Below are 24,252 nucleotides of genomic sequence, written 5' to 3'. Positions count from 1 at the left end.
AAAACGGTTTTATTTTTTTTAGTAAAATTATATAGATAGGGATCACTTCAAAAGCAGGTGGGCCCACCAGAATTTAAGAAAAAGCTCCCGAAAGGGAGCTTTTTTTGTGCCTGATTTTCCAGTAACGAAGCGGCTTTCGGCAAAGAAGTCCTGCCTTGAAGCTGCCTGAAAAAATCAGGCTTCAGGTGACATCTATCTTGATATTTACCGGGGCTTTTTACTTAAAATCTGATGGATATGTGAAATTAGCTGCCGTATATTTATCGTATATTTTTTTAATTTTTCCTTGTTCTAAAAGTTCAGAAAATCTTTTATCAAAAATTTCAGCGAGTTTTTTTCCTTTGTCATTATCACTAAAGACAACATAAAGTTTGAGTTCTAATACCGTTTTTCTTGTGTAGTCTACTGGGTTATAGCTAGGGTTTTTATCCAAAAAATGACTTAAATCACTTAAAGCATCTAAGTAAAAATCAATTTGATTTTTACTTAGCAGGCGAAAGGCCGCTTCCCTGTTCTTAAGCGTTCTTATTTGGAAATTTTGGCTTATATCCTTGGGCAAATAGTCATCATATGAATATCCTTCTATCCACCCAACCTTCTTTCCCTTAAGTGTTTCTGCTCCATTCCACTCGTAGTTAGCACTATTTTGATATATCGCCTGAACAATATCCACAGCAAAATGATTTTTGGGATACACCCCATTTTCTATTTCATCAATATATGCGCCTACCATGACATCAACTTTCTTTTCTTTCAGAAGATTGATTGATCCCACATAAGATCTTATCTGAGGTTTAATCTTGTATCCTTCAGGTTCATAAACTGCCCTGAAAATATCCCAGTATAACCCTGTTCCATCTTTATTCGTGGCATATTCCCATTCTTCGGTAGAAATAATGATGGTGGTATCTTCTGCATATGCAGCCATAATGGAAAAATACAGTGCGAAAACCAGTGTGACAGCGATAACCACTTTTTTCATTTTAATCTCCTTATCAAGGACTTTCTGAAAATATCTCAGTGAAAAAGCGAGAACTCCTCCCTGCCTTTTCTGCTACGGCCTTTGATAAAAAACAATGCTGAAGTCATAGTCCACTATCCCAGCCGGTGCAAGCCTTTACTGCCGTACAGAAAAAAGGAGTCTGCCTACTTTTTCAGGAGGAGCTGCCTTTTTTATCTCTGTTTTCTTTTCCCTATCAGTTCCGTTTGAAGAGGATTGTTGGGGTTGACGTGCAACTCACACAAGCCTTCCGGCGAGATAGCTCCGGCCAGAAATTGGGACACACCAGTTTCTGTAACGAACGACCGCCAGTATATTGGCGTAACGAGGTAGGTACAGCCATCAAGTTCAAATTCACAGAGGATTTGGAAGCACCAGGTCTTGCCCCTGTTTGGAGCGGGGGCATAAACCTGCCGTATTTCCTGATCGATGCACTTCGCCTGGATGCGTTTCCAATTCCGTCGGATCCATCTGGCTTTGAGCAGTAGTGCAAGCAGACCAATCAGAAAGCCAGCCCCGCCAAAAAACAACCATAACTGTTTCTTATACAGGAAAAACAGTACGATACCAGAAATAAAACATAGCGATCCACCAACAGCCCACCAGTTCGTTTCCATGGGTTGAAACGGATCTCTGTACGGAATTGCTTTAATCCTCCAGCCTGTACTTGTCTTTTCCTGCTTCATTTTGTGAAAACCCCGCATGGTAAAAAAGTTGCCGGATAAGAGTAAAAGAGGGCAGTCCATTTACTCGTTTTATTTTTTGATTTTTCAGGGTATGTTCATAAAATAAAATTTTCAAGGGTATGACCGTGGTATTGTAAGAGGACTGGTAATTCAAATGCCGGGGGTCAGGCCTAAAAAAAGGAGGGGATGTGATGACCCGTAGCTGGATGATAAAACTGGTAAGGAGCATTCTGGTCGGCCTGATTGTTCTTTTGATGAGTACCCCATCCGGGATATGGGCAGAAGGATCTGTATGCTATTGTACTTGCATGGAAATGTATCATGACGACACGAATTGCTTTCTTTTATGCGGCGGCCCCACTGGCTGTTCATGGCTCCAGCCTCCGGAGTCTCCGAAGAAGCAAAGCGACTGCGATATGTTTTACCAGATGTGCATTGAAAGGCTTGGAAACGATTCCACTGGACAGGCGATATGCCAACCCAAAAATGAACTTTGTCAAAAAAGGTTAAGTAAATCCCTTCTCAGAAGGTAGGTTTTTTCGAATTTTCTGCCTGTGGCGGTGAGGGATTTCAGTTGAATGGGGGAAGAGGGCCTGCCCCTTATTTCTTGCACCGTTTCCGGGCTTCATGGCACATGCATTCAGTCTCGGGGCGATAAGACGCTTATGATCAGAAACAAACAAAGCAAGGGCAGAGACCTGCGGCACTCTCCCATGCAGCAATCCACAGGGATAAGCACTTTTTCCGGACTGATGACAAGCCTTTTTATTGTTGTTATCAGCCTCTCTCTGCTCTTCACAGCAATTCTGATTGAAACCCGAAAAAAAGATGGCATCGCAAAGGCAGACAGCAGCCTTCTTGTTGCAGCAGAGTTTTTACGGGAAACACTGGGGCCAGACTACCACAACAGGCTTTTCGACGAGACATCCATATCATCGGAAACGTACCAAGGTATTACAGAAAGAAACAATGACCTCTGCCGACGCCTTGGGCTGCAATCTCTCTGGAGCGTGCTTGTGCTGGACGAAAACCGGATTGTTTTCACCTCGGCCACAAGTCCGGATCTGAGTGATCCTCTGTCACGGAGTGCCGGTTTTTTTGACATTCACCAGGATCCGGAAGTCTTTTCACCAGTACTTAAATCCGGCATGCAACCGGTCTTTTCATCCTTTGACAATGAATGGGGAACGGGCCGCATGGTGCTGATACCCCGCAGGGACATCCAGAACAGAATCTACATGTTCGGGGCCAGTCTGCAGATGGGGGATTCTGACACCCTGATCAGACAATCCGTAATAACCGCTTCCGTGGCAGGCCTTGCGGTGTTGTTCATGGGAAGCCTCCTTGCCTTTTTCTTTTCTCGCATCTTTTCAGCCAGTGCAGCCCGCCTTTCCAAAGCTGCGGAAAGAATGGCATCGGGAGACCTTCAGGCCCCGCTGCTCCCATCCGGCATAAAGGAACTTGGTTCCCTCAGCCTTGCCTTTGATACCATGCGAAAAAACCTGTCCCTGCAAATGGAAACGATGAAAGAGGAAAGGAATCTTTTTTCAGCAGGACCTGTTTTTACCATTGTATGGGGTGCTGAGGAAAACTGGCCCATATATCGGGTTTCAGACAACGTGAAAGACATCCTCGGATATTCTGCGGAAGAGCTTACCCGCCCAGGCTTCAGATTTGCCTCCCTGATCCATCCCGAAGACGTTGAACGGATTTCATGCGAGGTCTCCGGGAATATCAAAAATCATAGGGATGTCTATGAACAGTCCTACCGCCTGCGTGTCAAAAACGGAGAGTATCGCTGGTTTTATGATTTCACCAACCTTATCCGGAACGAAAAGGGCGAAGTAACCCTGATCCGTGGATACATGTTTGACCAGACCCGGCTGAAAGAAATGGAAGAAACCCTCATTAAGGAACAGCGCCGCCTTTCAGCCATCATAGAAGGCACCAATGTGGGAACCTGGGAATGGAATGTACAGACCGGTGAAACCGTATTCAACGAGAGATGGGCCGAAATCGTAGGCTTTACACTGAAAGAAATATCTCCCACAACCATTGAAACCTGGATGCGCTTCGCCCATCCCGAAGACCTTGAAGCAAGCGAAACAGCGCTGCAAGGCCATTTCAGCGGCAAACTTCCCTATTATAAAATTGAATCCAGAATGCAGCACCGGGCCGGGCACTGGGTCTGGGTACTGGACAGGGGCAAGGTCTCCGTATGGACGGATGATGGTCAGCCTCTGATGATGCAGGGTACCCATCAGGACATCACAGAACGCAAAAACAATGAAGAAGAACTGCTGGATATGAACAGAAAGCTGGAAGAAGCCATAGAAAGGGCCAACGATATGGCCCTCAAGGCAGAACTCGCCAGTTTATCCAAATCCCAGTTTCTGGCCAACATGAGCCATGAAATCCGCACCCCCATGAATGGTGTCATCGGCATGGCCGGTCTCCTGATGGATACAAACCTTGACGGAAATCAGCGACGCTATGCCGAAACCATACAGTCCAGCGGCAAAGCACTGCTGGATATTATCAACGATATACTGGATTTTTCCAAAATCGAAGCCGGCAAACTGACACTGGAAACCATGGCCTTTGATCTTCAGACCCTGATGGATGATTTTGTGGACAGCATCGCCCTCAAAGCCAGCCAGCAAGGCCTTGAGTTCATTGTCTTTCTTGAGGCGGATGTCCCTTTTCACATCCTTGGGGATCCCGGCAGGCTGCGTCAGATACTGATCAACCTTACGGGCAATGCGCTGAAATTCACGGAGAAGGGAGAGATTCTGATCCATATTTCTATGGAAAACATGGATAAAGATGAGGTGCAGCTCCGTTTTCAGATCAGGGATACGGGCATCGGTATTCCGGAAGACAGAAAGAATATGCTCTTTAATGCCTTCAGCCAGATCGATGCATCCGTCAGCAGAAAATTCGGCGGTACAGGACTCGGGCTTGCCATATGCAGACAGCTTGCCGCCATGATGGATGGCGAAACAGGGGTGGAAAGTGTGGAGGGTGAAGGCTCAACCTTCTGGTTTACAGCCCGGTTTGGTCTCGACTCAGAGAACAATGAAAGCAGACCAGAGATTTCTGAAACCCTTAAAGGACGTCATGTCCTTGTGGTGGACGATAATGCCAGCAGCCGGAAGTTTCTTTCAAAACAACTGAAAAATATAGGTTTTCAACCGGAAACGGCAGCAGATGGTAAAGAAGCCTTTGCTTTGCTAAACGCATTCCACGATAGAAAACCCCCTTTTTCCCTTGCCCTCATTGACAGGGATATGCCGGATACGGATGGCATGGTTCTTGGTAAAAAAATAAAAGAAGATAGCCGTTTTAAGGATCTTTCCCTTGTGCTGCTCAGCCCCCTTGACCAGCCATGCAGCACCGAGGAAGAACAGTCAGGTTTTTCAGCCTGCATCAGCAAACCCCTGCGCCAGTCGGATCTTTTCCATGTGCTTCCATCTGTTATCGCAGGTGGAAACAGGCTTTCCTTTCAACCTTCGGTGAAAAAGACCGAAGACCCGGCACGATCAGAACTGCCTCAGTTTTCCGGCCGCATTCTCCTTGCGGAAGACAATACCACCAATCAGGAAGTGGCCCTTGGTCTTCTGCAGAAACTCGGCCTTGGTGCAGACATTGCCGATACCGGCCATAAAGCCATCCGTGCCTTTGAAAGCAATGCCTACGACCTGATTTTCATGGACGTCATGATGCCGGAAATGGATGGGCTTCAAGCCACAGAAAAAATCCGGATACTTGAGGCTGACCGTCTGGCTTTTACTGAAAATACAAGAGAAAAAACATCCGCAACAAGCTTGCCGCACAAGCTTCCCATCATCGCCATGACCGCCGCAGCCATGCAGCAGGACAGGGATCGCTGCCTTGAAGCAGGCATGGATGATTTCATCTCAAAACCTGTGGAGCTGATGGATCTGGCCCGGATACTGAAAAAATGGCTTCCCTTAAGTAATGGCAAAGAAAAAAGGTCTTTACATACACAGCATACCGTAAAGTTACCGGAAGAGATTGCCAGTACCACGGATACAGATCCTTTGATTTTTGATTATGGGGCATTCCTGAAACGGTTCATGAATGACCGGGCAATCGTTCATAAAATTTTATCCCTCTGTATGGAAAGCCTTCCCCAGCGCATGGAAGATCTGAAAACAGCGCTGGATGTCAATGATCTTCCCAATGTGCACCTCTTGACCCATACCCTCAAGGGGAAAACTGCCAACATCCATGCAGCATCCTTTTCTTCCCTGGCAGGTGACATGGAAAAACATGCCGGATCCGGAAGTCTGGATGCGGTAAAAGGGCTGATGCCGGATCTTGAACATGCCTGGGAAGAGCTTAAAAAGGCTGTGGATCAGGTATTTTCTCTGGACAGTAAAAAGTGAGAAACCCGTGTAAGGGGCCAGCCCTTGTGCCTGTCCTTCCCCTTTCTTCCCACCATGAAAGAGCACACCATGCGCATACTCATAGCCGATGATGACAATGTCTCCAGAACCATCCTTACTGCTGTTCTGGAAAAGCATGGCTACGACGTTCTTGTTACGCGGGATGGAACGGAAGCCCTGGATGCGCTCCGGAAGCCGGATTCTCCCTGTCTTGCCGTTCTGGACTGGATGATGCCCGGCCTGAGCGGCCTTGAGGTTGTCAAGGAAATCCGTAAAAACCCCACGGATCGTCCTGTCTACATCCTCATGCTGACATCCAGAAACGATGCGGAAAGCCTGGTGCAGGGCCTTGAAAGCGGCGCCGATGATTATCTCTCAAAGCCTTATGGCCCTCAGGAGCTTCTGGCCAGAATCCGTGTAGGAGAACGCATGCTGCGGATGCAGAAGGCTCTTGCAGGTCATGCACGGGAAATGGAGGCTCTGGCCGAAGCCAGGGCCAGGCAGCTGATTCATGCCGACCGCATGGCCACGCTCGGTGTTCTTTCAGCGGGCATGGCCCACGAAATCAACAATCCGGCCACCTTCATTTCCGGCAATGCCCAGACCCTGCAACGGGCGTGGGAAATTCTGATCCAGAATCTGAAAGCAAGGAATGTCCTCCCGGAAGACGATCCCCAGATTGCCTTCATTCTGGAGGAAACCCCGGCCATGCTCGGGGGGATTCTCAAAGGGGTCAGCCGGATCACCCAGATTGTTAAAGGCCTGAAGCTTTACGCCCATCGGGGGACAGGAGAGAAAACGGTCTGCCGTATCCAGGATATCCTGGAGCAGTCCCTGGAATTTTGCCGGAACATCATGAAGCCCCACATCATGATCCATGTGGAGGTTCCGGATACCCTTCCCGAAGTTTTTGTCCACAGCCAGCAGATCGAGCAGGTTTTCATCAATCTCATCACCAATGCCATTCATGCCATGGGGGAATCCTCTTCCGGTGAAATCCGGATACGGGCTTCCGTAAAGGGGAATATGGTGCAGGTTGACATCAAAGACAGGGGGCCGGGTATTCCTGAGGATCTGCTTCCGAAGATTTTCAAGCCCTTTTTTACCACCAAAAAAGCAGGAGAAGGTACGGGCCTTGGCCTTACCATCATCAAGGACATCCTTGAGGAACATGGCGGCGGACTCCATGCCGCCAACGCTGCGGAGGGTGGCGCTGTGTTTACCTTTCATCTGCCCCTGAATCCAGCCAGCCCCCAGACCAGCCCCTTCATTTAAGGAGAAGACCATGAGAGGAAACCTTCTGATCGTTGATGACGAAAAGGAAATCCGGGACATGCTGAGCCGTCATTTCCGTTTGATCGGGTATGAGGTGCTCACTGCGGAGCATGGGCTGGATGCCCTGGCGGTTTTGCAGAAAAAGCGGGTGGATGTGGTGGTAAGCGACATCATGATGCCGGAAATGGATGGGGTCTCCCTTCTCCGGGAAATCCGCAGGCAGTATCCCATGGTGCGTATCATCATGATTACGGGCTACGTGACCCTGGAAAATGCCCTGGCCTGTATGCGCAATCAGGCGGATACCTGTATCTTTAAGCCCCTCAATGATCTCGGTGAGCTGGAGGATGCCGTTCAGACAGCCATCGCCGCTCAGGCCCGCTGGGTGCGGAAATTCAGAGAACTTACGGGCATGAAATCCGCCAGCTCTGGAGGTCGGTCATGAATTTTTCAGAAATGGGCATTGATCCGGAACTGCATGCGGAATTCATTGATGAGGCCCTGGATGCCATGGGGCAGATCTCCGATCTTTTTGTGCGCCTTGAGGCGGATCCGGACAATCAGGACATCATGGGGGCCATTTTCAGGCCCATCCATTCCATCAAGGGCAATGCCGCCTTTTTCGGCCTGATGCAGACCAAGGTGCTGGCCCATGAACTGGAAACCCTTCTCGACCGTATCCGTAAAGGCGGGGTTGCCGTCACTGCGGGGATCACGGATGTTCTGCTCCGGGGCTCCGACGGCCTGATATCTATGCTGAAACGGGCGCGAAGGGGTGAAGGAGAAGTTCAGGACGGCTCTTCCTTTGAAGCTCTTGTCCATGCCGTTCTCCGTGCAGCCGAAGGCGAAGAAGCCAGTGAAAGCATGCTGTGGCGAAAACTCATGGATCAGCTTGATGGTCATCCCTCTGCCATGGAAACGGCAAGAGAGCTTGCGGGATTCAGCTCCGCAGGCAGGGCTGTGCTGGACAAGGGGACAGCCAGGGCTGCTGCGGACAGTCCCCAGGTGGTGGGGGATGCGGCAGACAGCAATCCTCCCACGGTTATCCATGAAATTAAGGGCATGCTGGAAAACAGCCATGAAGAGCCGGATGGCGAAAAGCTTTTCGCGCTTTTTACGGCCTGTCTGGAGAATGCAGATAATGAAGAGGCAAAGGCCCATATAGGGAAGGCACTGGATGAAATTCCCCTGCTGGTTCGCAGTATTGGCCTTGGAGACCCCATCTCGAGGGAATCCCTTCTGGGCCACCTTGAGGACATGGAAGCCGCTTGTATCCGGATGGATGAAAGACCTGCAAATCCCATCGAAAAAAAACCGGAGAAAGCGGAAAAATCAGCAGAAGAGGGTCTGGAACCTCTGGATCCAGGCCAGCCCCGGACATCCCCTTCGTCTCCTTCGGATGCATCGGGTAAAACCATGCGTATTCCGGAAGAACGCATTGATGCCTTTTTATCCTATGTGGGGGATCTTGTGACCCTGGGGGAGATGTACCGTCACCTTCAGTCCAGAATTACGGCCATTCCTGCGGCCCATGGGGCGGCCATGGAACTGCGCCGTACCAATGAGTCCTTCGGTAACCTTTCCATGGCCCTTCAGAACAGCATCATGGCCATCCGCAAGGTGCCCATGAAAACGCTTTTGCAGCGTACCCCCCGTCTTGTCCGGGATGTGGCCACGGCCAGCGGAAAAAATATTGAAACCCTGGTGCTGGGTGGAGAGATTCTGGTGGACAAGAGTCTCATTGACACCTTTGAGGCCCCTTTGACCCATATGGTACGCAATGCCGCAGACCATGGTATTGAAAAACCCGAAGAGAGGCTTCTGAAGGGAAAGCCTGAAAAGGGCGTGATCCGTATCGAAGCTTCCGAAGCCGGAGAAGATGTGCTGCTGACGGTAAAGGATGACGGCAGGGGCTTAAACCTTGATGCCCTGAGACTGAAATCTCTGGAGCTTGGGCTGATCTCTCCCGATGAAACGCTTTCGGAAGAGGCCCTGGTGTCCCTTCTGTTCCGCTCCGGGGTTTCCACGGCGGAGGAGGTGACGGATATTTCCGGCCGGGGTGTGGGCATGGATGTGGTTAAAACCGCCATTGAACAGATGGGGGGCCGTATTTCCGTAACAACGGAAAAAGACCGGGGATCTGTTTTTGAAATCCGTCTTCCGAGAACGGTGAACACCCAGATCCTTACCGGCTTCATTGTGGTGATTGAAGGTACCCGTTATATCTTTCCCATGGAAAGCATTGTCCGCTGTTTTTCTCCGGTTCCCGGTGAGGTGGTTATTATTCCCCGTCGGGGCCGTTGTGTGCAGGACAGGGGGAACTGGCTGCGGGTGCGCAGGCTCACGGAATGTTTTCATCCGGAGGAAGAAGAAAACAGGGAGGCGGATCTTCCCGAAGGCATTGTTGTGGTGGTGGAAAGCGAAGGCGGCAGGATTGCCGTGCATGTGGATGCCATCGAAGGGGTGCAGAAAATGGTGCTGAAGGAGATTCAGGGTCTGCATATGAACCGGAATTATTTTGCAGGGGGTGCCCTCATGGGAGACGGGTCTGTGGCCATGATTGTGCAGGTTTCCGGCATCATGTCCGGCAGATGAACCGTCTTGCAGTTTAGCGGCGCAGCATTGCATCTTCGTTCCTGCGCTGGAACAAGAGGGTAATCAGAAAAAGGGTAGGAGGAAAGCCCATGAAAGAGTTGGATTGCCGGAGACAGAGCTGTCCCCAGCCCGTGTTGATGACCCGGAATTTTCTTGCGGAAGGGGGGGGGCAGGACGGGTTCTGCGTGTTGGTGGACAACATGACGGCAGCGGAGAATGTACGCAGATTTCTGGAGAATGCGGGGTTTTCCTGTACCCTGACGGGCAGGGCGCCGGATCTCCGTATCTGCACGGAAGACCAGAGGGCAGACCTGAAGCCTGTGGCTGACGGGGAAAGGTCAGGGGAGGTGGCGGGCCGGAAGATTCTGGTGATGCTGGCCAATGACCGCATTGGCAGGGGGGATCCTGTGCTGGGTACGGGGCTGATGAAAAATTTCATCACGACCCTTCTGGAAATGGGAGAATCCCTGTGGCGCATTGTCTGTGTGAATGAGGGCGTGGCCCTTACGGTGGAAGGTGCTGCGTCCCTGGAATCCCTCAAGGCTCTGGAATCCCGGGGGGTGGGGATTCTGGTCTGCGGTACCTGTCTTGCCCACTATGGCCTGACGGAGAAAAGGGCTGTGGGAACCAGCACCAACATGCTGGACATTGTTACCAGTCTGGAGGTGGCGGATCGGGTTATTACCTTCTGAGACCAGGGTTTCACCGGGTCAGAGGGGGGCAGAGGGTCAGGGGAGGTTTTTTGGTTCCTGAGGGATCAAGAAAGCCTCCCCGTTTTTTTTCAAAGCCCGAGATCCGCTATCATGCGGATCAGCTTTTCCCGCTGTATGGGCTTGGTGAGGTAGCCTTCGCACTGGGAGTTGAAGGCTTCGAGGATATTTTCCTTGTCGTCCAGAGCTGTGGTCATGATGATTTTGACTCCGGCAAGCCCGTAGATCCCCCAGTCGGTTTCCAGACGCCGGATTTCCTGAAGCAGGCTCTGGCCGTCCAGTTCAGGCATCATGATGTCCAGGGTGATGAGCTGGTAGGGCTGGCCTTCCTCGTGGGCTTTACAGAAGGCCTTGAGGCCCAGGGCGCCGTTTTCCGCAAGGTCACAGGTTCCGAAACGTTTGAGGTTTTTTTCCATAACCATAAGGCTGACGGGGTCATCTTCCACAATGAGAATGCGCATAGAAGGCTCCTTTATGACAGGGGATGGGGGGGAATGAAGATCAGTACAGCACCCGCGCCCCGGAACCGTCCCCCCAGGGGAGTGATGGTGAGTTCCGTAGCGTCCTCAGGCAGACTGAGGCTGTGGGGCTGATTTTTTTCCATGACCCAGGTGATGGCTTTGGTGATGGACTCCGGAAAGGAAAGGGCTGCGGGAGTACCGATGGCAAAGCCGGGTTTATGGGCAAAAAGACGTATGGCACTTTCGTTGGCAACGGCCACAAGCCCTTCACTGCTGATGCCGAGAACGGGGAAGGGCAGGGTTTCCAGCACGGCACGGGACAGGTCGAGGATATGGTTCTGGAGTTTCAGTTCCCGGGTGCGGTCGAGAACGGCCAGTTCCAGATTTTCATTGTAGCGTTTCAGGGCTTCGTTCTGTTCGAGAATGGTTTGCTGTAGTTCCCGGTTGGTACGGGCTAGGGCATACTGATCCAGGGCCTGACGGATTTCAAGGCGCAGGTTCTGGTCATTCCAGGGTTTCAGGATGAATTTATAGATATGACCCCGGTTGATGGCCTCGGTGATGCTGTCCACATCCGCGTATCCGGACAGGATGATGCGAAGGATATGGGGCCAGCGTTCCCGCACCCTGGAAAAGAGTTCCGTCCCATCCATGCCGGGCATGCGCTGGTCGCTGATGAGCACATGCACTTCTTCCTTTTCCAGAATATCCAGGGCTTCCGGTCCGCTTTCCGCCGTGAGGATACGATAGGGCTCCCGGCGCAGCAGGCGCTTGAGGGCCTGGAGAATATTGGTTTCATCATCCACGCAGAGGATGCAGGCATCTGTCATACCGGCTCTCCCAGAAAGAGTTTACAGGCTTCACCGGCCCGTTCCCAGAGGGGAGGAAACCATTTGTCGGGTTTTTCCAGGGAAGCCTGAAGTTTTTGCCAGGCCAGAGGGTGCATGGAGGAAGGGAGAAGTTCTCCATTGCCCATCAGCTCCGCGTGGGTATCCAGGATATTGGCCCCATGCACAAGGATGGCAAGGTCGGATACCGTATTGTCATCGGGAAAACGGTGGTGCAGGGCGATGGCCTGGCAGAGGCAGGGGGGCAGGTACCAGCGTTTTGCCATGAGTCCCCCCAGAGTGGCATGGGAAAAACCCGGTATCAGGCTTTCTTCCACAATGAAGAAAGGTTTTTGTTGTTTTTTCGTTTCGTCCAGAATCCTCTGAAAGAGATCCGGCATGGAACGGGCCAGCACCATAAGACCTATATCGTGGAGAAGTCCTGCGACAAAGGCATCATTCGGTCGGCAGAGTTTGGTTTCTATGGCCAGATATTCCGCACCCACCGCTGTGCGGATGGCATGGGGCCAGAGCCAGTCTCCCGGACTTTTCCGCAGGCTCCCCAGTGTTGTGATGACAGCAAGGGAAAGGGTGATGCGGTGCAGGGTATCAAAACCCAAAATGGAAACCGCATCGGGAATGTTGCCCACCTTTGAGCGCAGACCAAAAAAGGCGGAATTGACCAGCCGTAAAATGCGGGTGACCAGGGCCACATCCCTTTCAATCATACGGCTTAAATCCCGAGTATCCGTATCCGGATCCTGGAGCATGGCGTTGACCTGCATCACCACATTGGGAAGGGTGGGCAGGCTTTCCGCATTTTTCAGAAGCTTTTCCATAAAATTTTCCGGGAACTGGGACATGGGGAGCCTCATTTCGGGAGAATATAGACGGGTTCCTGTATGGCATCATTTTTATGAATCAGAAGAAGGCGTTGCAGGAGTTCTCGGGTGAGGACAGTATTATAGGGCAGCAGAAAGCGTCCCCTTGAGGTATGCAGGGGCCGGGCCAGGGTCATACCCGGCTCCAGATCCTTGATGGCAAGACTCTTTTGTTTACCACTGGCGATTCCCTGGTTTTTCAGAAGATCCAGAAGGGCCTTCACCACATCAGGATCGTGGCGGGAAAAGGCCCCCTGTTTGACACGGTTGGCTGCGGCCTGCCGTTTGAGGACATCGCCGCTGAGGTGATCCATTGTGCTGTCCTGCTGCCGGGACATCTGTTTGACTGCTTCTGCGGAAAGCTCCGGGATGCTCAGATAACGGTCATATTCATCGGCCACCGCCAGAATGCGGGCTCCCAGAGGGATTTCCTGCTCCGAAAGGCCGTCGGGAAAGCCCGATCCGTCGTATTGCTCATGGTGACAGCGGATGAGAAGCCCCACATGGTCGAGTCTTGGAATGAGCTGAAGCAGATCCTGCCCGTCTCCGGGATGCTGGCGGTAGCGGATGAAATCCTCCCGGCTGATGCCCTGCATGGTTCCCTTTAAAATGGCGGCGTTTCCGCCCACCTTGCCGATATCGTGGAGCAGTCCCGCCACTTCAATGTGCAGGATTTCTTCGGCATCGAGATCCATGTGCCGTGCCAGGGCAGCGGCCATTTCACTGACCCGTCTTCCATGGCCTGCCAGTTCCGGGGCCCCCATGTCGATAAGGGAGGCGAGGAGACGTACGGTGCTGTAGAAACTGTCTTCCATCATGCGGTTGACTCTGGCGAGGGCCGCATTTTTTCTTTCGATTTCTTCCGTTCTTTCCCGTACCCGGCTTTCAAGCTCCTGATTCTGTTTTCGGGTCAGGAGTTCCAGTCGCTTGTTTTCAAGAATGATTTCATACTGGTGCAGGGCTTCCATCACCGTTTGCAGCAAAATTTCTTCTTCCCAGGGTTTGGAGAGAAAGCGGTGAATACCGCCTTTATTGATGGCCCGGGTCAGGGCTTCCAGATCGGAGTAGCCTGTGAGCAGGATGCGGGAGGCGTAGGGAAAAAGGCTGCGGCTTTTTTCGAGAAAGGCAGCACCGTCCATGTCCGGCATACGCTGGTCTGACAGGATGAGGGAAAAGGTGGTTTTGCTTTCCGCAAGCAGTCTGAGGGCCTCTTCTCCGCCATTCGCCGTGTGCAGGGTGCAGTTGGAAAGTTTGCGCAGGTTTCTTGTCAGTGCTTTGAGAATGGACGGTTCATCATCCACAAGGAGAATGTGATGGGTGTAGCGCAGAACTTCAGAAGGGGTCATGGGTCTTTTCCTTGCAGGTAGTGTTCCCGTTTGCCGGACTTTCCAGGGGAAGGAGAATCTCAAAGGCAGAGCCTGTCCCCGGTATACTGTTCACCTCAATGTGGCCGCCGTGACGCTGGATCAGGGTGTAGCTGACATGCAGGCCCAGGCCTGTTCCCTGTCCTACGGGTCTGGTGGTGAAAAAGGGATCAAAGATACGGGGCAGGATTTCCGGTGTGATACCGCAACCCGTGTCCCGTATACACACAAGGAGCTGGTCTTCTTTCCGGGATGTTTCGATGTGAAGGGTTCCCTGTCCTGCCATGGACTGCATGGCGTTCATGAAAATATTGCAGAAGGCATGCTGGATCTGACCCTGGAAACACTGGATTCGGGGAAGCTCCTGAAAATTCCGTACAATACGGATGCCTTCGGCAAAGCGGTTCTGTACCATGGACAGGCTGGTTTCAATGCAGGTATGGATATCCACAAGTTCCATGACCATGGCATCGGGATGGGTAAAAATGCGCATATCTTCAATGATTTTCTGGATACGGGCGGCACCTTCTCCGGATTCGCTGATAAGGGCTTTCGCATCTTCCAGAATATAGGCCAGATCGTTTTTTTCTTCCAGAGCCCGGATTTCCCGGAGCAGGGGGGCAAGGGCATTTTCCTGGGTGTTCAGGAGGGGAGGCAGTTTCTGGTAAGCGGCAAGAATTTTTTCGATCCCCCCGTGATAGGAGGCAAGGGTTTTGATGTTGCTGATGAGAAAGCCCAGGGGGTTGTTGATTTCATGGGCCATTCCAGCGCTCAGTTGTCCCAGGGAGGCCATTTTTTCGGTGCGCATGAGATGGCGCAGGGTTTTTTCATGACGGTCTTCCAGGGCAAGGTGGCGCAGGCCGACCCGGATACGGGCCATCAGTTCATCGGGGTTGACGGGTTTGGCAATATAATCGTCTGCCCCGGCCTCAAAGCCGGCCAGGATATCGGCAGTGGCGTCCTTGGCGGTCAGGAGGATCAGATACACATAGGGGACGGACAGTTTTTCCCGTACCCTGCGGCAGAGGGCCAGTCCGTCAAGCCTTGGCATCATCCAGTCCGTGAGCAGCATACGGGCCTTGTGGCGGAGAAGAAATTCCCAGGCTTCTTCCCCATCTGCTGCCAGATGAACGGTGTGGCCCGTTTTTTTGATGATTTTTTCCAGAAGCTTGGCGGATACGGGATGGTCTTCGGCAACGATGATATCCATGGCAGAATCCTTATGGGTTGAAAAATATCCTCAAGGCTCAGACTTCCCGCAAGGGGATACGGACGCTGAAGGTACTGCCTGCACCGGGAGTGCTGACAACGGTGATGTCCCCCCCAAGCTGGTGCATGATGCTGTAGGAAATATTGAGTCCCAGACCCGTTCCCTTGCCCACAGGCTTTGTGGTGAAAAAGGGGTCAAAGATTTTTGGCAGAATTTCCGGTGCGATACCGCAGCCCGTATCCTGGATTTCAACGACGATGTCCTTTTCTTCCACGCGGGAATGCAGGGTGATGACTCCGTGTTTTTCGATGGCATGGGCTGCGTTGACCAGAAGATTCATGAAGACCTGTCCCAGTTTCTGGGGGGAGCAGAGAACCTGGGGAAGGGGGTGGAAATTTCGAATGACCTCCGCCTTGTATTTGATCTCGTTCCATACAATATTTAATGTGGATTCAAGGCATTGCAGGATATCCGTTGGTTCCAGATTCTGAACACCCCCGCGGGAAAAATTCTTGAGATCGGATACGATCCGTGCCACCCGCTGCATTCCTTCCAGGGATTCGGTGATGACGGCCCTGTGATCTTCCAGAATGAAGGGAAGATCAATGGCGGCACGGGTTTTTCGGATGTTTTCAAGAGCCGTTTCTGCATCTTTTCCTGTTTCCAGGGCTTTTTCCAGATCTTCTCCCGCCTGGATGAGGGAAAGCAGATCCTGAAAATAATCCCGTATGGTGCCGAGATTGCTTTTTACAAAACCGACGGGGTTGTTGATTTCATGGGCCACACCTGCGGCAAGCTGACCCAGAGAGGCCATTTTTTCCGACTGGATGAGCTGGGCCTGGGTGTTTTGCAGACGATCCAGGGTCTGGCGCAGATCCCGGGTCTGTTTTTCCACCATGCGCTCCAGGTTCTGGTTGTAATCCCGGAGCTGGCTTTCACTTTCTTCCAGAGCCTTTCTTGCGGCAGCGGCCTCTTTTTCACTTTCCCCCATGGCGGAAATACTGGTTTGCAGATCCCCTGCCATCTGGGCGATGGCAGTGGCAAGCAGGCCGATTTCTCCCGGAGCATTCAGGGGAAGCTGCGTGTGAAAATTCCCTCTGGCAAGGGCAGGAACGGCTTTCCTCAGCCGGTCCAGGGGGCGGATGATGGCCCGAAGGGAGAATATGAGAAAAAAGGTCATGCACAAAAAGGCGAGGATTCCTGCCGTAAAGGGCAGGCCCAGCGAAAAGGGAGCTTTGTGGTAGGCCTTGTTTTCAAGGCGCATGGAAAGAAGCAGGTAGTGCCGGGAAAGATCCATAAGCCCTGGAATGGGAATTTTTCGTATGAAAAAGGGGCTGTCTTCCAGAGTATGGCTTCCCGGAGACAGGTGGGGGATGGTGGTGTCGGAAAGAGGGAGATCCATGCAGTTCCCCGCACAGCTGCGTTTTTCACCAAAGGCAACCAGCATACTGTCCTCCGATCCCCTTTCCAGTTGCATGGGGCGGGTGAGGAGAAGCAGGCGTCCGGCTTCCAGACCGATTATGGCAAGGCAGACAATATCCTTTGTTTTTTCTACAGGCAGAAAGAGGGTCTTGTTTTTTTCTTTTCGTGCCGTATCCATGAGATTTTCTATTGTTTTCTGATCCAGGACTGTCAGGGGATCTGTCCCGGAAAAGGCAATGGGGCGGTCATTGGAGGCGGCAAGGAGAACACCGGAGAGACTGTTTTTTTCGAGAAGATCCTGAAGGGCCTGCTGTACTTCCGGCGCATGATCCGGTATCTGGTGAAAGGCTTGGTTCAGGCGGCCTGCCAGTTGATGTCCCAGAAGGGAAAGCTGAAGCTTTTTTTCTTCAAGGGAATGCAGCAGGGCCTGTTCGTCCGCCACAAGGCGTATATCGGCGTCATGACGGATCTGCTCCTGGACAAAGGCATGGTAAAACCACAGCGCCCAGGCCAGAAAAATGGCAGGCAGCAGCAGCGCCGGAAAGAGAATACGTACAAAGAGGCTCTGGGAAAAGGGAACGGGGTTCATGGTAAGCCGTTGTCTTGGGTTTTGGGATCAGAAAAAGCAATGTTTTCATGCACCATAACGGAGCCGGAAAGCTTTGTCCATAAGCCAGACGGGGACAGGGCGGGCTTCTGTCGTTTTCGCGTCCTGATCTGTCTGGACGCTGGCAGGGGACTTTGAGGATCTTTTATCTGAAAAAAAATGAAGGAGTCGGTCATGGGAACCATGGATGAGCAGATTCTGCGTACCACCAAAGAGGTTGTGGTGAAGTTTATTGAAGTGGGGCGGGTATCCCCAACGGGTTTTGAGGAAATTTTCAAAGGGGTGTATCGGGCTGTCTGTGAGGCGGTAAGGGAAAATCCCATGCCGCAGGATAAGAAAAACGGTTGAGAGGATCGGGACGGAGATCCGTTCGAAGGCCAGCAAGGTATTTTTTCGTGTTTTGTCATGCAATATTTTAGTGATTACTACCTTGTTTCATAAAGCGTTCCCGTGCTCCAGCATGGGAACGATGGGTTCAATTTTCGGGTGAATGTGGGAACAGCCGACATGGTTGCTGTCAGATTTTAAACCGTGAAACCATGAGATCCAGGGTGGTGGCGAGGGACGCGATTTTTTCCGCACATGTTCTCAGATCCGATCCCGCTTCCGAAACTTCCGTCATGGCCTGGGTGACTCCGGAAATGTCACCGGCCACCCCATGAAAAATTTCGGCATTTTTACCCATGCTGTGGTTGATATCTCCGATACCCGTTGCAATATGTTCCATGTTGCTGGAAATTTCCGAAGTCATGTCGGTCTGCTGGTGTACGGCTTCGGAAATTACACGGACAATGGCACGGATGTCATGCACAACGGTTCGGATGGCATCGATTTCCTCAACGGTTTTGTGGGATGCCTGCTGAATGGCCTGGATACGCTCCTTGATGTCATGGGAGGCCTCCGCCGTCTGATGGGCAAGGGTTTTGACTTCACTGGCGACAACGGCAAAACCCTTGCCTGCTTCTCCGGCACGGGCGGCTTCGATGGTGGCATTGAGCGCCAGCAGGTTGACCTGCCCTGAAATATCGGTGATCGACTGGATGACTTTGCCGATCTCCACTGCCGCCCGGCCCAGGGCGTTCACTTCTTCCGAGGCAAGCTGAACCCGTCCGACAGCTTTTTCCGTAATTCCTTCCGCACTGCCCGTATGTCTGCCGATTTCCTGGATGGTCATCTGCATCTGTTCCGCAGCCGATGCCACATGCTGGACACTGGATGAGGCTTCCTCCGTAGCCAGAGTAACGGCATTCATGTTGTTTTCCATGGTCTGACTGGAAAGGCTCAGTGCCTGGGTTCTGCCTTCTGCGGCCTGACTGCTGCCCGCCATTTTTTCGGAGATATTCACAAGGAGCCCGGAAGCCTCCCGCACGCCTGCGGCATTGAGCAGGATTTCTGCGATCATCCCCCGTGTTTTTTCCGAAAAAGTGTTGAATCCATGGGCCAGATCCCCGATTTCATCCCGGTTTCTGACGGGCATGCGTTTGGTGAGGTCTCCTTTGCCCTTTGCGATTTCAAGGAGGGTCTGCTTCATGTCATCCAGGGGTTTTAAGATTTTCCGGAGCATGAAATAGGGCAGGGCAGCCGCACCGGCCAGTACAAGGAGCATCAGTGCAATCCGGATTCCCCTCAGTTTCTGGATCTGTCTGTATTCATCGGTGAAGTTTTTGAAAATCCAGAACCGTCCGCTGTCGCTGGCTTTGGTAAACGGTATGGTATGGGTGAGGAAGGTATGTTCCCCCAGGTGGGTCAGCCCTCCCCTGCGATTCTGGAGGGTCGGAAGGCCATCCGTACCGATGGCCTGTAAAAAGGTATCATCGGAGGTCGCCAGCCGGTTTTTGCCCTCTTCTTCCATGAGGATATGGGCCACAAGCTCCCTGCCCAGGGAACGCGCCAGAACAGAAAGTGGTAAAAAGCTCAGAAGATAGCCGGAGAGTTCATCGTCTTCATTTACAATGGCCGTTGCCAGAATAAAGAAACTGGTTTCCCCCATGGAAACCATGGAGCCTTCCACCGCCCAGGAATCTGCGGCCTTTTTGCAGAGGGAACGGATCCCTACATCCCGTACTCCTTCGGCAGGAAAGGGGCGGGATGTGGGACTCGCCTCATTGATAAGGACTCGGAACTCCTTGTCCAGAAGCATGAGCCTCACGATATCACTTTTCCCCTGCATGGAAAGATACAGCCCCTTCACCACATCGATGAACTGGCGTTCCTGGCTGCCGTCAGCGACCTGAATGACCGCTTCCTGGAGGGCCATGGTCTGCATGGCTTTTTCGCTGGCCTGGATGTGTTTTTTTTCATTGGCCCTGCGGATCTGATCATAGATGTCCACCATGATGGCATCGCTGATACCTTCCCGGATCTGGCGTATCCGCAGATCCATGAGAATGTAGAGGCCAAGGCAGGCAAAGAGAATCAGGACAAAACCCAGGGTGAGTCTGTGTTTCACTTGCATGGCGACACCTTTGCTGCGGATGGGGGTGGGGTAACCGTCTGCTGTTCAGAGGTGGGTTTCCGTATGAAATGTTATTTCAGGATATCACCCTGAAGAAAAATTTCTTTGCGCCGTTTGAGTTTCGGATCTTCCATGACGGCCTTTTCCAGGTGGGGATATCCATCGCGGAACCAGACAACCTTGTCCGGGGAAAGGCCGTATACCTGCGCGGACTGGAGGGCTGCATTGTAGCTGCGGTGGCATTCCGGGCCCTGGCAGAAATAGACCACCGTCACTTTGGAGGGATCGGGATCAAGAGCCTTCATGGCCTGGGTTAATTTTTCGAGGGTGAGGGCCGGGCCGTGGTTTTCTTCGGGTACTTTTACCCCTTCCTGGTCATAGACAAGGAGAACCGCATTTTTTACCGTCCCCATTTTGAAAAAGGATTTTGGCCTTGTATCGACCCAGAGGATGTTCGTTTCCCCCTTGCGCAGCTGGGGAATGGCCTCTTCCACATCCCAGATGTGGATACCTGAGGGCAGCTGCTTGACATGTTTTGCGAGGAACTGTTCCGGGATCATTCCCTTGGCGACTTCCTTGCAGTCAGGGCAGTCCGCCTGGGCCGACAGAACAAGGCTGAACAGTAGAATGAGGATAAAAGAAAGGGATTTTGCGTGCAGAGGATTCATGGCCGGTCTCCTTGGAGTGAGAGGACTGTGGAAAAGCTGCTTGAGGAACCCGTTGTATCTTCTATGTCTGTGCAGGTGGTGATTTTTTTTAATATAAAGAGATGCGTTTTTTTCTGCAAGGATGCAGTAAGGGAGAAAGTTTTAACCCATCGTTCCCACGCTCCAGCATGGGAATGCATCTAAAGACGCTCCAGCGTCTTAAAACCACGAAAGTTGTCATGGCCCCCAAAAAGGTATGGCCTCCAGAAATAGGTACGTGCCGTGTTCTGATCTGGATCGTCCCGGCGCTTCGATGATACCCCTTTCCCAGAAAAAGGAGTGCCCAGGATACTGGCCATGGGCGCAGGAGCGTCCGGTATTGCGTTCCCACGCTGGAGCATGGGAACGATAGCTGAATGATAGCTGGAGCAAGATGGTAATCAGAAAGTTTTTGGGCGGTATCAGGCAGTTTTGAACTGTCCGACCCGTCCCTTCAGCTCTGCTGCCAGCCGGGACAGATCCCCGGCCTGGAGGCGTACCGCGTCACCTCCGGAGCGGATGTCCTCTGCCGAGGTGTTCACCGCAGCAATATCCTTTGCCATGGTTCTGGAGACAGATGCGGTCTGGGATACCCGGGCATTGGCTTCCTGTATCCCCGCCGAGGCCTGGGCGATGTTGCCCGCCACATCCCGGGTAACGGCGGCCTGCTCTTCAATGGCTGCTGCAATGCTTGCGATGATCTGGCCCATCTCCTCAACAACACCGGTGATTTTTCCCGTGTCCCGGATGGCGTTTCTGACGGAATCCTGTACCCCGTCAATTTTCGCCTTGATATTCTCCGTGGCACTGGCCGTCTGTCTGGCGAGTTCCTTGATTTCTGTGGCCACCACGGTGAATCCCTTGCCCGATTCACCGGCCCTTGCGGCTTCTATGGTGGCGTTTAAGGCCAGGAGGTTGGTCTGGGAGGAAATATCACTGATGGCCTCTGTCACCTGACCGATTTCCTGGGCGGCGGCTCCCAGCTGCTGCATGAGGGTGGAAATGGAGCTGGCCTGCTGACTGGCATCACTGCTGATCCCCCGGGCCTTTTCGGAGCTGGAGGCGATTTCTGCAATGGTGGCGGTCATTTCTTCCGTGGCACTGGCAACGGAGTTGAGGTTGGTGGTGGCCTGTTCCATGCTGACGGCAACGGAGCTGGTGCTGCTGCTGGATTCTTCTGCGGCTCTGGCTGTGCTGGCGGTTTTTTCAGACAGGGACTGTACACTCCGGGCCGTATCCGTACTTACGCCGGAAAGTTCCGTTGCCGAGTTGGCCACGGTGGTCACGCCTTCTCCCATATGCCTCAAAAGCTGCCGGATACTGTGTACCATGGTGTGGAAAGCCCGGGCCAGATCCCCGATTTCATCGCTGCGTTTCTGGAAGGTTTCTGGAACGTCCTGTGAAAAATCCCCTTTGGCCATGAGCCCCGTAAAGACCACACAGCTTTTGATGGGAGAGACCAGGCTGCGGCTGAACAGAATGCCAAGACCCACGCCGAGAAGGGTCAGGGTAAGGAGGGTAAAGCCCAGGACACGGGTGATCATGCGGACATCCTTGTGGGCAATATTCTCAATCCCCATTGCGATTTCAAATACTTCTGATCTGGGTGCCTGGGTTGCCACAGCGTAATGGCTGTCTCCCAGAACAAGGGGAGTGAAACCCATGTAAGCGTTTTTCTGTCCATCGGTGTAGGGCGCTGCTCCTTCCTCCCCCTTCAGTATCCGGCTTTTCACCAGATTGGCCAGGGCTGTGAATTTCGGATCGGTCAGGTTGACAGCGTCCTGAGGGCTGTACTCCGGATGGGCAAGCACGAAGCCTTCGGAATCAAGGATAAAGGCATAACCGCTTTGGGCAAAAGCATTGTCCGAGAGCAGATCCCAGGCCAGCTCCCAGTCCGTATTAATAACAACCACACCGTGCAGGCTTTGTTCCCGGTAAACGGGGGCTGCGACCCGGAGTACGGATCTGCCGCTGGTACGGGACAGGGAAACAGGGGCGATATGAACCTGGCCTTCGGGCAGTTTTTTCGCTTCCTCAAACCAGAGCACATCCGCCTCACTTTTAAAATCATGGAGCAGTTTCCCATCCTGAACAGCGATGAGTTCCATCCCCTGGGGATCCAGCAGGCGGATCTGGGAATAAGGGGGTTTTTCTCCGCCAGGGGTGTGCACCACGGTGAGACGGGCCATGTTCAGCATATCTTCCTGAAGGAGGGAGAGGGATTCCTTTGCCGCACTTTCCGACATCTCATCCAGGTAGCCGCTGGCACAGACAACCCAGTCCCAGGGTTCAAAATATCCATAGGAAATATATTTCAGGCGTCCGTCCGGATGCCTGTAGGTGAGCCAGCCGACCTCATCCTGCCTTCGCTTGTCCAGAACTTCCTGGAAATCCCTGACCTTCAGATCGTTTATAACATTTTTACCGACCCATTCACTGCGGGGATGCACCAGCAGGGTGCTTTTTGAATCCATAACAAAGGGATAGCCCGTTCTGCCGAGTCGGATGGTGGTGATGGACTGGGCCAGGGTGGCATTCAGCTCCTTTTCCGGAAGCCCCGTAAACAGGGCGCCACTGAGCCTGCCCGTCATGTCCCAGATGGGCTGGTAGGCCGTAAGGTACCATTCATTGACCACAAAGGCCCGACCCGTAAAGGTTTCTCCCTTGAGAAGGGTGGCAATGACCGCATTGGGGGTACCGTCGGGCTGGAGTGCCGGGATATAGGTTCCGATGGCCCGTTTTCCTTCATTGTCCAGAACGGAGGTGGCAATGCGGAGCATGTCGCCCTCTTCGTTCATTCTCTGGAAAAGTGTGGCGGCCCCACCGATGCGGGAGAGAATGGCATCCACAAGGGGGGTGGGGACAACGGGTTCCCTGTTCTGGGGAATGGGTGTATCTCCCAGCCGAACTTCCGGCAGGGTGAGGGTCTGGGTTTCCTGACTGAACTGGTTGATGGCATTCCAGCTGACCGTTTTCCGGGTCTGGGTAAAGGGGCCGTAGCCCTGCATGAGGGTATTGCCCAGCGCCAGAGCCACCCGCAGGGTCTGTTCGCTGGCACTGTTGCGAACCCGGACGGCTTCGAGGATACCCTTCATAACGGTTTCGCTGTGGTTGCGGGTGGCCTGTTTCCAGGTCTCATTTTCTCCGCGTTGGGCCATCAGATAGGCGGAGAGGGTACTGGAGGTGGCCAGCCTCAGGGTATCGCCTTTGGCCATGTTGACAAACCCTGTCACTTCATCCCGCGCAGCTCTGGCTCCGGCAATGAGCTGACGCTCCGCATCTGCCGTGAGACGTTCATTGGCCATGGAGGTGACATCTTGGCTGAAGTCCAGGAGGGCGTAAAGGCTGAATCCGCCGATGGCGAGGAGGGGGAGAACCACCAGGGCGGAGCACAGGGCGTTCAGTTTGAATCCAATGGTGATTTTCATGAAGCGTTCTCCTTCGGGGATCTGGGGTGGATCGGATCAAACAGGCGCATGATCGGGAAAGGAAATACTTTCAGGGAATCGGTACGGAGTCTAGCAAAAAGTCCCGGAGTCTGGAAAGGAGAATTTATGTTCAGGAACAAGGTTTAGCTTTACAGCATGAAGCCATTATTCCCACGCTTCAGCGTGGGAATGCATCTTAACCCAACTTTGTCATTTTTTTTGAAAAACACCCG

17 protein-coding genes are annotated in these 24,252 nt (G+C 52.6%); 6 read left to right on the top strand and 11 right to left on the bottom strand.

The window, feature by feature from the left end; genetic code table 11:
* Positions 1 to 217: 217 nt before the first annotated feature.
* Together BR04_RS15020 and BR04_RS15015 are read right to left on the bottom strand one after the other, a co-directional pair.
* Positions 218 to 982, bottom strand: a complete 765-nt coding sequence (locus BR04_RS15020; RefSeq protein WP_496356842.1) for a substrate-binding periplasmic protein — start codon at positions 980 to 982, stop codon at positions 218 to 220.
* Positions 983 to 1,173: 191 nt separating this feature from the next.
* Positions 1,174 to 1,686: a hypothetical protein gene (locus BR04_RS15015; protein ID WP_496356841.1), complete on the bottom strand. Its 513-nt coding sequence runs from the start codon at positions 1,684 to 1,686 to the stop codon at positions 1,174 to 1,176.
* Positions 1,687 to 2,351: 665 nt separating this feature from the next.
* On the opposite strand from BR04_RS15015, the gene BR04_RS15010 reads away from it, so the two are divergent.
* The 5 genes from BR04_RS15010 (at position 2,352) to yedF (ending at position 10,660) form a co-directional block, all read left to right on the top strand.
* A complete protein-coding gene (locus tag BR04_RS15010) occupies positions 2,352 to 6,098 on the top strand; it encodes a PAS domain-containing protein (protein WP_496356840.1) in 3,747 nt (1,248 codons plus the stop codon).
* Positions 6,099 to 6,167: 69 nt separating this feature from the next.
* Entirely contained in the window at positions 6,168 to 7,373 is a 1,206-nt protein-coding gene (locus BR04_RS15005; RefSeq protein WP_496356839.1) for an ATP-binding protein, read from the top strand.
* Positions 7,374 to 7,383: 10 nt separating this feature from the next.
* The gene (locus BR04_RS15000; RefSeq protein ID WP_496356838.1) at positions 7,384 to 7,818 is read left to right on the top strand and encodes a response regulator; all 435 of its coding nucleotides are present in this window, start codon (positions 7,384 to 7,386) and stop codon (positions 7,816 to 7,818) included.
* Positions 7,815 to 9,968, top strand: coding sequence for a chemotaxis protein CheA (locus BR04_RS14995; RefSeq protein WP_496356837.1), 2,154 nt, complete (start codon positions 7,815 to 7,817; stop codon positions 9,966 to 9,968). Before BR04_RS15000 ends, BR04_RS14995 begins: the two co-directional genes overlap by 4 nt.
* Positions 9,969 to 10,057: 89 nt before the next feature.
* Positions 10,058 to 10,660: a sulfurtransferase-like selenium metabolism protein YedF gene (gene yedF / locus BR04_RS14990; RefSeq protein WP_496356836.1), complete on the top strand. Its 603-nt coding sequence runs from the start codon at positions 10,058 to 10,060 to the stop codon at positions 10,658 to 10,660.
* Positions 10,661 to 10,749: 89 nt separating this feature from the next.
* On the opposite strand, the gene BR04_RS14985 is transcribed toward yedF, so the two are convergent.
* The 6 genes from BR04_RS14985 to BR04_RS14960 are packed head-to-tail and all read right to left on the bottom strand — an operon-like array spanning position 10,750 to position 17,432.
* On the bottom strand, positions 10,750 to 11,139 hold the full coding sequence (locus BR04_RS14985; RefSeq protein ID WP_496356835.1) for a response regulator: 390 nt from the start codon (positions 11,137 to 11,139) through the stop codon (positions 10,750 to 10,752).
* Between the two features lie 11 nt (positions 11,140 to 11,150).
* The gene (locus tag BR04_RS14980; protein ID WP_496356834.1) at positions 11,151 to 11,969 is read right to left on the bottom strand and encodes a response regulator; all 819 of its coding nucleotides are present in this window, start codon (positions 11,967 to 11,969) and stop codon (positions 11,151 to 11,153) included.
* Entirely contained in the window at positions 11,966 to 12,829 is an 864-nt protein-coding gene (locus BR04_RS14975) for an HDOD domain-containing protein (RefSeq protein WP_496356833.1), read from the bottom strand. The genes BR04_RS14980 and BR04_RS14975 overlap by 4 nt, the downstream gene beginning before the upstream one ends.
* 8 nt (positions 12,830 to 12,837) lie before the next feature.
* A complete protein-coding gene (locus BR04_RS14970; RefSeq protein WP_496356832.1) occupies positions 12,838 to 14,193 on the bottom strand; it encodes an HD domain-containing phosphohydrolase in 1,356 nt (451 codons plus the stop codon).
* A complete protein-coding gene (locus tag BR04_RS14965; protein WP_496356831.1) occupies positions 14,180 to 15,421 on the bottom strand; it encodes a hybrid sensor histidine kinase/response regulator in 1,242 nt (413 codons plus the stop codon). Before BR04_RS14965 ends, BR04_RS14970 begins: the two co-directional genes overlap by 14 nt.
* Before the next feature lie 37 nt (positions 15,422 to 15,458).
* Entirely contained in the window at positions 15,459 to 17,432 is a 1,974-nt protein-coding gene (locus BR04_RS14960) for a sensor histidine kinase (protein ID WP_496356830.1), read from the bottom strand.
* Between the two features lie 192 nt (positions 17,433 to 17,624).
* Here BR04_RS14960 and BR04_RS14955 point away from each other — a divergent pair, with 192 nt between their 5' ends.
* Entirely contained in the window at positions 17,625 to 17,798 is a 174-nt protein-coding gene (locus BR04_RS14955) for a hypothetical protein (protein WP_496356829.1), read from the top strand.
* A 169-nt stretch (positions 17,799 to 17,967) separates the two neighbouring features.
* Here BR04_RS14955 and BR04_RS14950 read toward each other — a convergent pair whose 3' ends face one another.
* From BR04_RS14950 to BR04_RS14940, 3 genes are all read right to left on the bottom strand, one after another.
* Positions 17,968 to 19,905 carry a methyl-accepting chemotaxis protein gene (locus tag BR04_RS14950; protein WP_496356828.1) on the bottom strand — a complete coding sequence of 646 codons (1,938 nt, stop codon included), beginning with the start codon at positions 19,903 to 19,905 and terminating at the stop codon, positions 17,968 to 17,970.
* 71 nt (positions 19,906 to 19,976) lie between these two features.
* A complete protein-coding gene (locus BR04_RS14945) occupies positions 19,977 to 20,573 on the bottom strand; it encodes a rhodanese-like domain-containing protein (protein WP_496356827.1) in 597 nt (198 codons plus the stop codon).
* A gap of 440 nt (positions 20,574 to 21,013) precedes the next feature.
* Positions 21,014 to 24,019, bottom strand: coding sequence for a Cache 3/Cache 2 fusion domain-containing protein (locus BR04_RS14940; protein ID WP_496356826.1), 3,006 nt, complete (start codon positions 24,017 to 24,019; stop codon positions 21,014 to 21,016).
* Positions 24,020 to 24,252: the final 233 nt, after the last annotated feature.

This window comes from Desulfobotulus sapovorans DSM 2055 (genome assembly GCF_059569355.1).
Note: the sequence above shows the minus strand (reverse complement) of the source record. Positions and strands in the feature narration are given on the sequence as shown.